This window comes from Campylobacter sp. CNRCH_2015_0814, from assembly GCF_025772765.1.
Classification (GTDB): domain Bacteria; phylum Campylobacterota; class Campylobacteria; order Campylobacterales; family Campylobacteraceae; genus Campylobacter_D.
The window spans coordinates 149522-164699 of the sequence record NZ_JAKMSR010000002.1; the positions used below are offsets into that span (position 1 = coordinate 149522).

Annotated in this window: 16 protein-coding genes; 10 read left to right on the plus strand and 6 right to left on the minus strand. The window is 28.8% G+C overall.

Going from position 1 to position 15178, the window contains the following annotated elements; genetic code table 11:
* Window positions 1–31: 31 nt before the first annotated feature.
* From L8X24_RS01890 to L8X24_RS01935, 10 genes are read left to right on the plus strand one after another with little or no spacing between them, the layout of a single operon-like run.
* A complete protein-coding gene (locus tag L8X24_RS01890; RefSeq protein ID WP_318529553.1) occupies window positions 32–1348 on the plus strand; it encodes a S41 family peptidase in 1317 nt (438 codons plus the stop codon).
* A gap of 1 nt (window position 1349) precedes the next feature.
* Window positions 1350–2063: a phosphoribosylaminoimidazolesuccinocarboxamide synthase gene (gene purC / locus L8X24_RS01895; protein ID WP_263663357.1), complete on the plus strand. Its 714-nt coding sequence runs from the start codon at window positions 1350–1352 to the stop codon at window positions 2061–2063.
* A gap of 8 nt (window positions 2064–2071) precedes the next feature.
* Entirely contained in the window at window positions 2072–2308 is a 237-nt protein-coding gene (gene purS, locus L8X24_RS01900; RefSeq protein WP_263663358.1) for a phosphoribosylformylglycinamidine synthase subunit PurS, read from the plus strand.
* Window positions 2305–2955, plus strand: coding sequence for a phosphoribosylformylglycinamidine synthase subunit PurQ (purQ, locus tag L8X24_RS01905; RefSeq protein WP_257396888.1), 651 nt, complete (start codon window positions 2305–2307; stop codon window positions 2953–2955). The genes purS and purQ overlap by 4 nt, the downstream gene beginning before the upstream one ends.
* Window positions 2949–4154, plus strand: coding sequence for an SH3 domain-containing protein (locus tag L8X24_RS01910; RefSeq protein ID WP_263663359.1), 1206 nt, complete (start codon window positions 2949–2951; stop codon window positions 4152–4154). The genes purQ and L8X24_RS01910 overlap by 7 nt, the downstream gene beginning before the upstream one ends.
* Window positions 4132–4821 (plus strand): lysophospholipid acyltransferase family protein, encoded by a 690-nt coding sequence (locus L8X24_RS01915; protein WP_263663360.1) that lies wholly within the window; start codon window positions 4132–4134, stop codon window positions 4819–4821. Before L8X24_RS01910 ends, L8X24_RS01915 begins: the two co-directional genes overlap by 23 nt.
* Complete coding sequence (gene crcB / locus L8X24_RS01920) at window positions 4818–5186, plus strand: fluoride efflux transporter CrcB (protein ID WP_263663361.1); 369 nt, start codon at window positions 4818–4820, stop codon at window positions 5184–5186. The genes L8X24_RS01915 and crcB overlap by 4 nt, the downstream gene beginning before the upstream one ends.
* Before the next feature lie 11 nt (window positions 5187–5197).
* Window positions 5198–7027, plus strand: coding sequence for a molecular chaperone HtpG (htpG, locus tag L8X24_RS01925; protein WP_263663362.1), 1830 nt, complete (start codon window positions 5198–5200; stop codon window positions 7025–7027).
* The gene (locus L8X24_RS01930) at window positions 7024–7359 is read left to right on the plus strand and encodes a rhodanese-like domain-containing protein (RefSeq protein WP_263663363.1); all 336 of its coding nucleotides are present in this window, start codon (window positions 7024–7026) and stop codon (window positions 7357–7359) included. The genes htpG and L8X24_RS01930 overlap by 4 nt, the downstream gene beginning before the upstream one ends.
* 2 nt (window positions 7360–7361) lie before the next feature.
* Window positions 7362–7736, plus strand: coding sequence for a rhodanese-like domain-containing protein (locus tag L8X24_RS01935; protein ID WP_263663364.1), 375 nt, complete (start codon window positions 7362–7364; stop codon window positions 7734–7736).
* A gap of 12 nt (window positions 7737–7748) precedes the next feature.
* Here L8X24_RS01935 and mog read toward each other — a convergent pair whose 3' ends face one another.
* The 6 genes from mog to L8X24_RS01965 are packed head-to-tail and all read right to left on the minus strand — an operon-like array spanning window position 7749 to window position 15118.
* On the minus strand, window positions 7749–8276 hold the full coding sequence (mog, locus tag L8X24_RS01940) for a molybdopterin adenylyltransferase (protein WP_263663365.1): 528 nt from the start codon (window positions 8274–8276) through the stop codon (window positions 7749–7751).
* Window positions 8277–8278: 2 nt separating this feature from the next.
* Window positions 8279–9877 carry an AAA family ATPase gene (locus L8X24_RS01945; RefSeq protein WP_263663366.1) on the minus strand — a complete coding sequence of 533 codons (1599 nt, stop codon included), beginning with the start codon at window positions 9875–9877 and terminating at the stop codon, window positions 8279–8281.
* A complete protein-coding gene (mtaB, locus tag L8X24_RS01950) occupies window positions 9867–11123 on the minus strand; it encodes a tRNA (N(6)-L-threonylcarbamoyladenosine(37)-C(2))-methylthiotransferase MtaB (RefSeq protein ID WP_263663367.1) in 1257 nt (418 codons plus the stop codon). The genes L8X24_RS01945 and mtaB overlap by 11 nt, the downstream gene beginning before the upstream one ends.
* Window positions 11120–12649 (minus strand): mechanosensitive ion channel family protein, encoded by a 1530-nt coding sequence (locus L8X24_RS01955; RefSeq protein ID WP_318529554.1) that lies wholly within the window; start codon window positions 12647–12649, stop codon window positions 11120–11122. Before L8X24_RS01955 ends, mtaB begins: the two co-directional genes overlap by 4 nt.
* Window positions 12646–13704, minus strand: a complete 1059-nt coding sequence (gene aroB, locus L8X24_RS01960; RefSeq protein WP_263663368.1) for a 3-dehydroquinate synthase — start codon at window positions 13702–13704, stop codon at window positions 12646–12648. The genes L8X24_RS01955 and aroB overlap by 4 nt, the downstream gene beginning before the upstream one ends.
* Window positions 13705–13711: 7 nt before the next feature.
* Window positions 13712–15118, minus strand: coding sequence for a COG3400 family protein (locus L8X24_RS01965; protein WP_263663369.1), 1407 nt, complete (start codon window positions 15116–15118; stop codon window positions 13712–13714).
* Between the last annotated feature and the right edge of the window lie 60 nt (window positions 15119–15178).

Below are 15178 nucleotides of genomic sequence, written 5' to 3' on the forward strand. Positions count from 1 at the left end.
ATGAATTCATATTTATTTTGGAGTTTTTCCTTTGAAGACAAAAAGAAATCTTATTATCGCAGCTAGCATTTGTAGTTTAGTAACCGCTTCTTTTATTTTTACTAATTTACAAGCTAAAAACCCCGCTCCTAGTGAAGCAGAAAAGAAAATAGAAGCTTTATCTAAACTCACAAGAACCATGTCCATCATAGAACAATACTATGTTGATGATGTTAATTATACAGATTTGGTTGATAAATCCATAGCAGGCTTACTAACAAATTTAGATGCTCATTCTTCTTTCTTAGATGAAAAAGGTTATAAAGAACTTAAAGAGCAAACTAATGGAGAATTTGGTGGACTTGGCTTTACTATTACGCAAAAAGATGGAGCAATTAGCGTTGTAGCTCCTATAGAAGGAAGTCCAGCAGATAAAGCAGGCATTAAAACTGATGATATTATCTTAAGAATTAATAACGAATCAACCTTAGGTATGACTTTAAATGAAGCTGTTTCTAAAATGCGCGGAGAACCTAAGACAAAGGTCACTCTAACTATCTATAGAAAAGGCGATGCAAAACCATTTGATGTCAATTTAAAAAGAGATATTATAAAAGTAGATAGCGTTTATACAAAATTAATCGAAAATGAAAACTTGCTTTATTTAAGAGTGACTAATTTTGATAAAAATGTCGTAGATGAAGCTAGTAAAGCTATCAAAAAACATTCTAATGTAAAAGGAATTATACTAGATCTTAGAACCAACCCAGGTGGTATTTTAAATCAAGCTGTAGGCTTAGTAAATCTTTTTGTAGATAAAGGAGTCATTGTCTCACAAAAAGGAAAAATAGAAAATGAGAATGTAGAATTTAAAGCAAATCCTAGTAAAAAAATCACCAACGCACCTTTGGTAGTGCTTGTAAATGGTGGTAGTGCGAGTGCAAGTGAGATTGTAAGCGGAGCTTTACAAGATTTCAAACGTGCTATTATCATAGGCGAAAAAACATTTGGAAAAGGTAGTGTGCAACTTATATTACCTATGGATGAAAAAGGCAAAGAAGGCTTAAGACTTACTATAGCAAAATATTATTTACCAAGTGGTAGAACCATACAAGCTGTCGGGGTTAGTCCTGATATAGAAGTATTCCCAGGAAAAGTAAGTAAAGAAGAAAATCATGGCTTTGAAATCAAAGAAAGCGATCTAAAAAAACACTTACAAGCTGAACTTGATAAAATCGGACATCAAGAAAAGAAAAAAGATAATAAAGAAGATAAAAATATCATCACTAAAGAGCAAATTGATAATGATATACAATTAAAAACTGCAATAGATGCAATCAAAATTTTAAACATCACAAAAGGAGAGTAAAATGGCAACAAAACTAGATCTTTTATACGAGGGAAAAGGTAAAAAAATGTTTAAAACTGATGATGAGAATTTACTCATCACGGAATTTAAAGATGATTTAACTGCTTTTAATGCAGAAAAAAGAGGTAATGAAGCGGGAAAAGGTGCGTTAAATTGTAAAATTAGTACTGAAATTTTTCATCTTTTAGAAAAAGAAGGTATTAAAACACACCTAGTAGAAACTATCAGCGATAAAGAACAAATTGTAAAAAAATGCAATATTATACCTATTGAAGTTATTACTAGAAATGTAGCTACAGGATCTTTAACAAAAAGATTGGGCATTAAAGAGGGTACGATTTTACCTTTTGCTGTAGTTGAGTTTTGTTATAAAAATGATGATTTAGGTGATCCTATTATCAATGATGAGCATTGTTTGATTTTAAATTTAGTAAAAAGTGAAAAAGATTTAGAATTAATAAAAAACATTGCAAGACAAATCAATTCTATCTTGGTTAAATTCTTTGAATCTAAAGGTTTAAGATTGATTGATTTTAAATTAGAATTTGGTATTGATGGTGAAGGAAATATGATACTAGCTGATGAAATTAGCCCTGATAGTTGTAGATTTTGGGATAGCAAAACTAATGAAAAATTAGACAAAGACCGCTTCAGACAAGATCTAGGTAATGTAAAAATGGCTTATGAAGAAGTATTAAAAAGAATTTTAAGTTAGGAAAAATAATGAAAGTAACTGTAAATATCACACTAAAAAACGGGGTTTTAGATCCTCAAGGCAAAGCCATAGAAAAGGCTTTGCATTCTTTAGATTTTAATAACATATCAAATGTTAAAACCTCAAAACAAATTAGTTTTGATATAGCTTGTGATAATAAAGAAGAAGCTTTAAAACATGTTGATTTAATGTGTAAAGAATTGCTTGCAAATACTGTGATAGAAGATTATGAGATAATATTATGAAAGTAGCTATTATTCGTTTTCCCGGAACTAATTGCGAGTTTGATACAGCTTATGCTTTTGAAAAACTAGGTGTAAAAACTGAAATCATTTGGCATGAAAGACAAGATTTTAGCGCAGATTTAATTGTTTTACCAGGTGGATTTTCTTATGGAGATTATTTAAGATGTGCAGCCATTGCAAAACTTGCTCCTGCTATGAAAACACTTAAAGAACATGTACAAAAAGGTGGATATGTCCTAGGTATTTGCAATGGTTTTCAAATTTTATTAGAACTTGGTCTTTTAAAGGGAGCTATGAAACATAATAATAGCTTAAGTTTTATTTCTAAAATGCAAGCATTGCAAGTAGTATCAAACAATAATGCTTTTTTGAAAAATTTCCAAAAAAATGACATTATAGAATTGCCTATTGCTCACGGAGAAGGAAATTATTTTAATAGCGAAGATGGTATTAAAATGCTAGAAGATAAAGATATGATTTTATTAAGATATATCAATAATCCAAATGGCTCCTTAAACGATATAGCTGGAATTTGTGATGAGAATAAAAAAGTTTTTGGACTTATGCCACACCCTGAAAGAATGTGTGATGATATACTTGGCTCAAAAGTAGGACTTAAAATGTTTGAAGGATTTTTAAATTGCTAAAAACCTTCAAAGTTTTTTGTGTTTTTTTACTAGCGTTTAATTTATATGCTCAAGAAAATAGCGTTTTTGAAGATTATAACACCCTAGAAAAAAATTACAATCAATTAGACGATCAAGCTAAGCAAATTTATCAAACTATCGCTCCAAGTGATGAGAGTAATTATGAAAGTAAAATCAATGATGAAAATTTTATTCCTCAAGGTTCTTTAGTATTAAACGCAAAAGAATACACTGATGAAGCTTACATAGATGAAGCTTTTGCTATAGATCTTGAGGTTATCACCACAACTAATGTAAGTTTTGATTTAAATGTGAGTTTTGAAAAAAATGATGATATGCTTTGGATTAATCCTAATCCTATTTGGGAGCAAAAAGCTAATTCATATCACACAAAATTATGGTTTGAAGCAAAAAGTTTAAATGCCAATTTAAATAAAATCATCGTTTCTTTAAGCAGAAATGATCATATTTTTCAAAGCTCATCACTAATTATAAAACCTATTAGACTTAAAAAAATCGACGCTCCATCTAACAAATACTCACACATAGTTGCAAGTAATTTAGAAGTAAAACAAGTAAAAGCAAGCCATTTTGACAATGATAATATGATTTTATTTATAGAACTTGCAGGAGAAAACACAAACCTAGCAAGTTTTAATATAAAAGATATTCAAAAACAAGGCGTAGAGGCTATTAAAGGCGATTTTGAAAAACAAAGCGGGTTTTATTATGCTATTTTAGATAAAAGCAAAACACGCTTTGATTTTTCTTATTTTAATTTAAATTCTAAAGAATTAAAAGATTTTTCTTTAAAAATAGAACTTAAAGAAGATAGCATTAGCACACAAAGTGATTTAAACCCAAAAACCAATGACTTTAATTTTTACAAACAAGTATTTTTGTGGAGCTTGTGTGGTATTTTTGCTTTATGGTTTGTATTTAAGAAAAGCTATGTAGCTTTAGGCTTAGCAATTTTGGCTCTAATAGCAAGTTTTTTAGCCCAAAATAACATATACAAAGCCATATTAAAAGCTGAAAGTAAAGTGCAAATTTTACCAACTCTTAACTCAACTCATTTTTATTCTGGAAAATATAACCAAGAAGTAGAAGTGTTAGATTCAAGAGATGAATATAAAAAAATTTTATTTAATAATGGAAAAATAGGTTGGGTAAAAAGTGAAGATTTGTCAAAGATTTAAAGCTTTAGTATTTTGGATTGAATTTATTTTATCTATTATATTTTTATGCATTGCCTTTTTATTATTACAATCACAAGAAAAAATTTGGAAAATCAGAAAAGCATGGTCAAAATTGCAAAAATATGTAATAAATTATAAAATCCAAACTCAAGGTTCTATACACCCTCAAGCTAATTTACTTTTAATCAATCATCAAAGCTTGTTAGACATAGTTGTTTTGGAAGATCTATGTCCAAAAAATATATCTTGGATAGCAAAAAAAGAACTTGGTGAACTCCCCGTTTTTAAAACTTTGATTAAAAAACCTAAAATTATTTGTATAGATAGAAGTCCAAAAGGTCTAGTAAAACTTCTAAAAGAAGCCAAAGAAAGACTAAAAGAAGATAGAATTTTGGCTATTTTTCCAGAAGGTACAAGATCTAAAACACAAAAACTTTTAAAATTTAAAGTTGGAGCTAAAATTTTAAGTGAAAAACTTAATCTAAAAGTCCAACCTGTTGTAATTGTTGATTCAGCTAAAATTTTAGACACACAAAACTTTAGTGCAAATAGCGGCGTTTTAAAAGTAGTATTTCTTGATCTTGTTGATATAAGTAAAGATGATTGGCTTGAGCAAACTAGAGAAAAAATGCAAACAATCTTAGATAATGAAAGGTCAAAAGCTTGATTAGTGCGGTTTTGGCTGTAGGTTTTGGTGGCTTTTTAGGGGCTATATCTAGAATGCTTACTAGTAGTTTTTTTAATAAAATCATTCCACATGATTTTCCCTATGGTACTTTACTTGTTAATATCATAGGATCTTTTTTAATGGGCTTGTTTTTTTCTTATGCAAATTCTAAAGGTGTGCATATTTTTACCAAAAGTTTAATTAGCACAGGTTTTTTAAGTGCTTTTACGACTTTTTCAACTTTTTCTTATGAAAATTTGCTATTTTTGCAAAGTGGTGATTATTTTCACTTTTTTCTAAATATTATTTTAAATGTTATCCTTTGTCTTTTGGCAGTATGGATTGGTTTTTTAATTTTTAAATAAAGGAGATATAAATGCAATTTCAAACTGAAGTTAACCAACTTTTACAACTTATGATTCATTCTTTGTATTCAAACAAAGAAATTTTTTTAAGAGAGCTTATTTCTAATGCAAGCGACGCACTTGATAAACTTAGTTATTTAAGCGTGAGTGATGATGCTTATAAAAATTTAAAATTTGAACCAAAAATTCAAATCAACTTCAATCAAGAAGCAAAAACCCTAACCATAAGTGATAATGGTATAGGTATGAATAAAGAAGATTTGATCAATCATCTTGGAACCATTGCTAAAAGTGGTACAAAAAGCTTTTTAGAAAACTTAAGTGGTGATGCTAAAAAAGACTCACAACTTATAGGACAATTTGGTGTAGGCTTTTACTCTGCTTTTATGGTGGCTTCTAAAATAGAAGTTTTAAGCAAAAAAGCATTAGATGATAAAGCTTATCTTTGGACTTCTGATGCTAGTGGTTATGAAATAGAAGATGCAAATAAAGATGAGCAAGGTACTTGTATAACCTTACATTTAAAAGATGAAGAATTTTTAAACTCATACCGCATTGAAAGTATAGTAGAAAAATACTCAAATCACATACAATTTCCTATTTTTATGGAAAAAGAAGAATATTTGCCATTAGAAGAAGGTGAAAAAGAACCTAAAAAAGAATTAAAAAACACTCAAATTAACACAGCAAGTGCTTTATGGAGACAAAATAAAGCAAGCTTAAAAGCTGAAGATTATGAAAGATTTTATGAACAAAACTTCCATGACTCAAACAAACCTATGCTTTATATCCACACAAAAGCTGAAGGTTCTATAGAGTATAATTCTTTATTCTTTATACCTGCACAAGCTCCATTTGATTTATATAGAGTAGATTATAAAAGTGGTTTAAAACTTTATGTAAAAAGAGTTTTTATCAGCGATGATGATAAAGAATTATTACCAACTTATTTAAGATTTGTGCGCGGGATTATCGATGTAGAAGATTTACCGCTTAATGTAAGCCGTGAAATTTTACAAGAAAATAAAATTTTAAAAAGCGTTCAAGAGGCAAGTGTTAAAAAAATCTTAGCTGAACTTAAAAAATTCAAAGAAAAAGATAAAGAAAACTATCTTAAATTCCATGAGAATTTTGGAAAAGTTTTAAAAGAAGGTTTATATGGTTTTGGCGAAAATAAAGACGCTATAGCTAAGCTTTTATACTTTAAAAACTCAAATAAAGAAGAATTAATTGATCTTGAAGAGTATAAACAAAACTTAGCTGAAGGACAAAATGAAATTTTTTATATCAGCGGAAAAAATGAAAAACTTTTAAGAAATTCTCCTCTTCTTGAAAGTTATAAACAAAAAAATATTAATGTTTTATTGCTTGATGAGGAAATTGACACCATAGTTATGCCTATGATGAATGAATTTGAAGGTTTAAAATTTAGCGCTATCAATCATTTAGCTAGTGAAGAAACTAGCGAAGAACAAAAGGTTGAATTTGCAAGCTTACTCATCAAAATAAAAGAAGTTTTAAAAGATGAAGTTGAAGAGGTAAAACTTAGCCAAAGACTTTCAAATAGTCCAAGTTGTATTGTTTATGATCAAAATAAACCTGATTTTGCTATGCAACAAATTCTTAAACAAATGGGGCAAGAACAGCAAGTTAAACCTATACTTGAAATCAATCCTAATCATGAAATTTTAAAAGCCTTAAAAGAAAATGATACCTTAGCTAATGAAATAGCACATATTCTTTTAAATATGGCTAAACTTAGTGAAGGTATGGGTATAGATAATCCTAGCGAATTTAACAATGCCTTAAGCAAAATCGTTTCTAAGGCTTTAGAAAAATGAAAAATATAGCTATTTCTAAAGATATTTTGCACGAATTTTGTATTATAGATGTAAGAACCCCAAGCGAATGGAAAAGCGGAGTTATAAAAGAAGCTATACTCATCGCACTTTGCGATGATAATGGCTTTATGAATGAAAATTTCATCCAAGAGTTTAAAGAAAAAGTAGATTATCAAAATAAAAACATAGCCTTTGTATGTGCTACAGGCTCAAGAAGCAAACATACTGCTATAATGATAGAAGATGCTCTAGGTATAGAATGTACTAATCTAGATGGTGGCATGGTAGCACTTTTATCGCAAGGCTATGAAGCTACAAAAAAGGAAAGTTAATTATGAAGAAAATATTTTTATCTTTGGCACTTTGTGCTAGTTTTGTTTTAGCAGAAGTTAAAAATATCGATATTAATGCGGATATTTTGGAAAATTATCAAGTAATTGATGTTAGAAAACCTAGCGAATGGGCGCAAACTGGTACTATAAAAAATGCCATTAAAATTAGCTTTTATAATGAAGATGGCAGTGTAAATAAAAATTTCATTGAGGAAATTAAAAAGATTTCAAGTAATAAACCTATCGCTATAGTTTGTAGAAGTGGTTCAAGAAGTGCTAAAGCTTCTGCTTTACTAGATCAAAATGGCATAGAAGTTACTAATCTAAAAGGCGGTATGAACGCACTTTTATCACAAGGATACGTAACCTCAAAGTAAGTCTAGTTAGACTTACTTTTTCTTTGGCCTAAATACAGAAATTACCTCTTCATTGTTTTCAATATAAGCTCCACCTATTAAATCCACACAATAAGGAATAGCAGGAAATATAGGCTCAATGCATTCTCTTATAGCTTTTGGATTACCCGGTAAGTTGATAATCAATGATTTTCCTTTTATACCCGCACTTTGTCTTGAAAGTATAGCTGTTGGTACATATTCTAAGCTTTTTGCACGCATTAACTCCCCAAAACCTGGTAGCATTTTATCACACACTGCTTGTGTTGCTTCTGGTGTCACATCACGCAAAGCAGGCCCCGTACCTCCTGTAGTAAAAATCAAATCACATTTTACTTCATCAGCCAAATAAGCTAATTTTTCTATGATTAAATCATATTCATCAGGAATTAGCTCATAATAAAAACTTTTTTCATTTTTTATATAAGAATCTAAAATTTTTTCTATCTCTACTCCAGATTTATCTTCATAAATTCCACTGCTTGCCCTATCTGAAAGTACTAAAATTCCTATTTTTACCATTTTTACTCCATTATGATTTTTTCTACATCTTGTTTTTCTATTTTTTCATTTTCTAAAAGAATGCTAGCTAATCTCACAACTTTTTCTTTCATTAATTCTAAAAATTCTTTCACTTCTTGCTTTTGCTCTTGCAATAAACTCTCATTTGCCATAGCAAAAGTTTCCATGAAAGTGAGCAATTCTTTAACCTTTAAAAGATCACTTTGTGCATTAGTATAGCTTTCATTAAAAATAAGCTCCATAGCAACTGAGCCTGCTAGAAAAACTTTTATTTTATTTAATAATTCTGATTTTGATTTGATAGTATTTTCATACTCTTTAAATCTATCTTCTATTAAGGTAATTTTTTCAAATTTAACATCAAAATAAAAAGCACACAAAGCTTTAGCTGCTTGGTATGTGGCTTGAATTTTTCTTTCCTTATCACTTAGAGAGAAAATCTTTTTTTTACCCATTAAAACTTTATTAAGCACTGCAAAAAAATCATTTTCTTCTATTAAATCTGATTTTCTTCTTATAGCATTAATAGCCGCTTCATTAACTAAAGTCTCTAAAGCTGCTCCACTAAAACCCACACTAGCTTTTGCAATTTTTTCTAAATCTACACTAGATTTTTTCTCTTTCATATAATTTTGTAAAATATGCATTCTATCTTTAAAATCAGGCAAAGATATAAAAATTCTTCTATCAAAACGACCTGATCTTAATAACGCATTATCCATAAGATCGATTTTATTTGTAGCGGCCATCACTATAACACCACTATTATCTTCAAATCCATCCATTTGAGTTAAAAGTTGATTTAGGGTATTATCTCTTTCTACATTAGAAAAATCCCCCCTACTTTTACCAACTGCGTCAATTTCATCTATAAAAATGATACTTGGAGCTTTTGATTTAGCTTTTAAAAAAAGCTCTCTTACTCTTTTTGCACCCATACCTACATAAATTTCTACAAAACTAGCCCCACTTTGATAAAAAAATGGCACCCCAGCCTCGCCTGCTACTGCTTTTGCTATCAAGGTTTTACCTACTCCAGGAGGCCCTACTAGTAAAACCCCTTTTGGCATTTTCACGCCAAAATCTTTATATTTTTGAGGATTTTTTAAAAAATCAACGATTTCTAAAAGCTCCACCTTGGCCTCATCAACCCCTGCTACATCTTTAAATTTAACTTCACTTACTACATCTTGTATAGTACTATTTTGTTCATTTTTTTCTAAAATATTTTTTTCTAAAGAAAGTAAATTTTGTCTATCTTTATTTTTTTTATTAAGAAAGAGTAAAAAACTTACAAGAAAAGCAAGCAAAATAAATATCAAAAAAAACTCACTTAAATTATAATCTTTAGCATATTCTAAAGGAATTTTTTGCCACAAAGCATTTAAATCCACCACATCTTTAGCAATTAAAAAATTTCCTTCTTTGCTTTTTAATAATATTTCATTATTTTCTACTATGGCTTTTTGGATTAAATTTTGCTCTAAAAGCTCTTCATAAGCAGCCTTACTAATATAATCAGGTTGATTTTTTATAAACGCAACTATTACAAAAACACAAAGCAATAAAAATGAAGCTAAGATAATCTTTTTATTTTTCATCCCCTAACCTTACATAGTTACAATCTTCTTTGCATTCATATTTTTCAATATTTATCCATTGTTTAGCAATATCTTCTTTGCTTGTAATTTTGATTTTATTAAAAAATTGATCATAGCCTTCATAAAAACCATCTTTTTTACTCTCAACTAAAATTTCTAAAGTATCTTTTTGATTTTTTCTAAACTCATAATTATTTTGCGCGACTATATCTTTTAAAATATTTAATCTTTCTTTGGCTATTTCACCATTAATTCGTTCACTCATAGAAGCAGAATGTGTTCCATCACGCGGTGAGAAAATAAAAGCATGAATATGTGTAAGTTTAAATTGCTTGAAATTTTCTAAAGCTTCTTGCCATATTAATTCACTTTCTCCAGGGTGTGCTACAATAAAGTCTGTTCCTAAAGCAAAACCTTTTTGACTTAACTCATTAAACAGTGCTAAATCATTTTGCGTATGCGATCTTCTACGCATTATGCGTAGCATTTTCTCATGAGTGTGTTGCAGGGCAATATGTAAATGCTTTTCAAGCCAAGACTCATCTAAAATTTCTTTAAAACTCTCATCAATTTGAGCAGGCTCCAAACTCCCAAGTCTTACTCTTTTTATACCATTAACCTTACCTATTTCTTGTAATAATTTTCCAAGTGTAGTTTTATCTTTTAAACCATAACTTCCTATATTAGTACCCGTTAAAACCACTTCACTATAACCATTTTGTGCAAGAAGTTTGATTTGTTTTATTATTTCCTCACTTGGCATACTTCTTGATTTACCCCTAACACTTGGGATTATGCAATAACTACAAGCAAAGTCACATCCTTCTTGAATTTTTACAAAAGCTTTAGTGTGGTTTTCATAATTACTTACGATTTTTGTATCAATAAAGCGTAAATTTCCAAGCTCATAAAAGGCTTTATCTTGCGAGATTAACTCGTTAATTTTATCTTTATTAGAAGCCCCTAAAACTCCAAAAATTTCTTTTTTATCAAAAAAATCCTTTCCCTTGCTTACAGCGCCACAGCCTGTAAGTATAACCTTAACTCCATTTTTCTTTACACCATTAATATAGCTTCTAAGCCCGCTATCAGCACCATTTGTAACAGTGCAAGAATTTATCACTATCACATCAGCTTCTTGCTCATTTTGTGTGACAATATGATCTTTAATATAAGTTTTTAATAATTGCGTATCATAAATATTAGTTCTACAACCAAAAGTTTTAAAATATACTTTTTTTTTCAAATATCTTCCTTATTTTCTATAAATTCATGCTTTGCCATATATAAATTTTGCGATGGATAAGCTATTTTTATATCATCATGTTTATTAAATTCATTAATGATTTCTTTGCTTATATTACTTCTTAAAATCAAAGCCGCATAAGAATTTGTCATATACCAAGCAGAAATTCTCATACCATAACCTTCCAAAAATGTAAAAAACCTAGGCTCTACTTTAGGATTTCTAATGCTGTATTCATTTCTTAATTTACTCATAGATTCTTTTGCAATTTTTGTATAACCTTTAGAAGCTTTTATAACAATTTCTTCCACTATTTCTAAGGCCTTTTGATGATTTGAATCAAAAGTCAAAGTAATATCAAGTCCATCCCAAACTGTTTTCATACCATGATGAGTATAATTTGATATGAGATTAGTAAATATAAAATTATTTGGTATAAAAATTATCCTACCACTTCTTCGATTATCTGTATAAGTTAGCAAAGAAATATCTTCATATAAGGTTATTCTTAAAAATGAAATGTCAATTATATCACCGATATAGTGTGTATTGTTTTGAAAAACTCTAACCCTATCGCCCACTCTAAAACTTCCACCAAAAACTATCACACACCAACCAAGCATAGACATAAACATATCTTTCATAGCAATAGCCAAACCAGCAGAAGCAAAACCAAGCACAGTTACTAAGTAACTAATATTTTCAATATACCCAAAAAGTAAAATCAAAATAATCACATTGATATTAATAAAATTAATGATTTTATTTGCTGTATAAAAGCGATCATTATCGCCTATGTATTTTCTAGCTATAAATTTGAGTAAAAATGCTATAGCCACAACGATAATAATAGCCAAAACTATATTAAAAGCTCTTACACCTTGAATTTTAATAGAAGCTGTTGTTTTTTCAATTTCTTCTTGGATTTTTTTCTCATACACAGAATAAGAAATTTCTCCAAAACGCAAGGTTTGTGAAAAATCTCTTACCATTTGATTGGATATTTTTAAATACTCATCATGTTCTTTACTAGGGGCTAATTTAGCTATCTCAGCCACTAAAACATTTTCTTTTATAAGCTCATCTAAAGTTTGCTTAAAACTATTTAAGAGATTAACATATTCTTCTTTATCACGTCTTAGTTTTTTTATGTGTGAGTATGCTGAAATGATGGCTAAAGGATTAGTTAGTTTATCTATTTTATCAACTTCTTCAGGCGCTAAAACCATCTTGGAAAAATTTGCACTTTTATACTCACTTAAAAGCTCTAATCTTTCTTTTAAGATTAAAATTTGCCTTTCTATAATGCTTTTATTGCGCTCATTAGCCTTTAAGCTTTCTTTTTCTAAAGCTAAAATTTCATTTTGAGTTTTTCTGTAAATATTAAAATTATTATATTTAATCACCCAAGTATTATATGTTAAATTATTATGCAATTCATTGAGTTTTTGCTCTAAATGTTTTATATCATCTTGTGCTAAAAGCATCAAAAAAGGTAAAAATAAAAGTAAAAAAATCTTTTTCATGCAAACACCTCTAAAGTGCGTAAAATATCTTCTTTAGATATATCATTTTTTATACAAGCTTTTCCCAAACCACAAGCTAAAATAAAATTAATCTTTTGAAAATGTGTCTTTTTATCCAAGAAAAAGGCATTGTAAAACTCTTGTATATTTGAAATTTTATAAGATATAGGTAATTTAAATTTCACAAGTAAATTTTGCACTCTTTGGCATTCTTTCTCACTTAATAATCCTAAATTTAACGCTAAAACATTTGCCATATTCATACCTATAGCCACAGCTTCACCATGTAAGTATTTTTTATACCCTGTTTGATTTTCTATAACATGAGCAAAAGTATGTCCATAGTTTAAAAGCATTCTTAAGCCACTTTCTTTTTCATCTTGTGAAACCACATTAGCTTTAAGTTCTATGCTTTTTTGAATGATTTGAGCCAAGGTAATATCATCTAATTTAGCATTTAAAAATTTACCCTCGTTCAAATTTTCTAAAAAAGATAAAATTTCCTTATCAAAAACCACAGCCATTTTGATAAATTCAGCCATACCAGCAGCTAATTCTCTTGAAGGCAACGTTTTTAAAAACTTACTTTCACAATACACCGCTTTTGGCTGATAAAAAGTGCCTATTAGATTTTTGCCAAATTTATTATTCACTCCAGTTTTACCACCCACACTTGCATCCACACAAGCTAGTAAGGTTGTGGGAATATTGATAAATTCTATCCCTCTTTGATATATACTTGCTACAAAACCACCCATATCAGAGATAACCCCACCACCAAAGCTTATAAGTAAGCTTTTTCTATCTAGCTTATAAGCACACATTTGATCTAAGATATATTCTATAGTTTGTAAATTTTTATACTCTTCACCATCTTTAATTTTTATGATAAAAAGTTCTTTAGCTTGAATTTTTTCCAAAAGCGTATCTAAATGCAGCTTTGCTACTAATTCATTAGTTAAAATCACTACTTTAGTATCAAAATTTAACTTTTCTAGCTCATTTATATAGACATTATAACTTGTATTATTTTCTAAATTTACCTTAACTTGCATTGTTTTCTCACAGCGATGGTATAAATAATTGATAATTTTTACTCATCTTATAATATATCGTATTTAAATCTGTTTTTAAAATTTTATTGAAATTACTTCCTAAAATTTTTTCATTAAATGGCACAAAGTGCAATACATTTTGTTTATAAGAAAATTTATTGATAGGGTTATGTTCTTTTTCTTCTATTAAAAGTAATTTTTCATCATGGAGTTTTGAAAGGCTTTCAAAATATTGATGGTATTCAAAAATTTCAGCTTTATTTAGTTTTAAATCATAATAATACAAAGCAAGCCCTAGTTGGATTTGCTTATTTAAATCAAGCATAATAGAAGCAATACCTTCCACATCTTCAAAATTTGAGCTTAAAACCACCGATGATTTTAAGTCAGCAAAATCCCCTTTACCTGCTTTTAACACAGGAATTTTTAAAGTAAAAAGAAAACTTTTTTCTTTTTCAAAAAGATAATCTTCCACTACAAGTAAACCTATGCTAGTATTTTCCACAAAAGGCTTAATATTTTTTACATTTGTACTTTCAAAGTCAAATATCACTTCAGAGCTATTTTTATGCAAGGCTTTAAGTTTATAATACATAGGAGTTAAAGTAGGATTAATCACTTTAAAATAAAGCTTTTTACTATTAATCCTTACATGTAAAAGTAAACTTGCAAAAATAAGCTTTTCTATAGCAAACTCACTCATTTTTTTCATATCTATAATACAAAGTATATTATCACCAAAAGGCGATGGAAAGCGTCCTAAGCTTGTTTTAACATTAGTAAAAACACTTTGTAAAACTTTAGGATCACCTACGATTAAAATACTATCATTTGGCATTAAAATAAGCCCAGGTCTTGCTAGGATAAATTCATTATTTCTATAAACCATTACAATTTTAAAGCGTTTTTGGCTAATAGAACTTATATGTCTATAAGCAAAGCTTGATCCTGCAGGAATTTTTACCTCCATTATCTCACCTTGTCCAAGCCCTATAAATTGTGCCATAGAAGGCATATTATCTAAACAACCTGTTAATCTCGTGCTTAAAGTATCATAAATATTAATCACTTCGCAAAAATTATCATCAATTTGACTATTCCACAAATCCATGATAACTATGTTTAATCTTGGGTGTAATTTTCTTAAATTTTTATAGCAAGCTAACATATCTGCTTCTTCTTGCATATAGATGATAGCTTGATGGAATTCTTCCTTTAATAAATTTTCTAGTTTAACCAAACTTGTAGGATCAAATTTATAAAAAGATATTTGTTCATTTTCTAAATCCAAATCCACACTTTCATCATTATAATAAACAACACTCAAAGACTCTTTAAAAGTTTTATTGCTATGAATTTTCCTTAAAAAATCTTTAGCAAAAATCCCATCAGCTAGTAATAAAATTTTATTCATTTACACCTCTAAAATATAAAATATAATTATAGCAAAGTTATAGTTTATATTTTAAAGTTT

Coding starts and splice junctions, on each gene's coding strand:
- purC (WP_263663357.1), top strand. CDS start 1,350: ATGGCAACAAAACTAGATCTTTTATACGAGGGAAAAGGTAAAAAAATG.
- aroB (WP_263663368.1), bottom strand. CDS start 13,704: ATGCAAGTTAAGGTAAATTTAGAAAATAATACAAGTTATAATGTCTAT.
- L8X24_RS01955 (WP_318529554.1), bottom strand. CDS start 12,649: ATGAAAAAGATTTTTTTACTTTTATTTTTACCTTTTTTGATGCTTTTA.
- purS (WP_263663358.1), top strand. CDS start 2,072: ATGAAAGTAACTGTAAATATCACACTAAAAAACGGGGTTTTAGATCCT.
- purQ (WP_257396888.1), top strand. CDS start 2,305: ATGAAAGTAGCTATTATTCGTTTTCCCGGAACTAATTGCGAGTTTGAT.
- L8X24_RS01965 (WP_263663369.1), bottom strand. CDS start 15,118: ATGAATAAAATTTTATTACTAGCTGATGGGATTTTTGCTAAAGATTTT.
- L8X24_RS01930 (WP_263663363.1), top strand. CDS start 7,024: ATGAAAAATATAGCTATTTCTAAAGATATTTTGCACGAATTTTGTATT.
- L8X24_RS01935 (WP_263663364.1), top strand. CDS start 7,362: ATGAAGAAAATATTTTTATCTTTGGCACTTTGTGCTAGTTTTGTTTTA.
- L8X24_RS01945 (WP_263663366.1), bottom strand. CDS start 9,877: ATGAAAAATAAAAAGATTATCTTAGCTTCATTTTTATTGCTTTGTGTT.
- mog (WP_263663365.1), bottom strand. CDS start 8,276: ATGGTAAAAATAGGAATTTTAGTACTTTCAGATAGGGCAAGCAGTGGA.
- htpG (WP_263663362.1), top strand. CDS start 5,198: ATGCAATTTCAAACTGAAGTTAACCAACTTTTACAACTTATGATTCAT.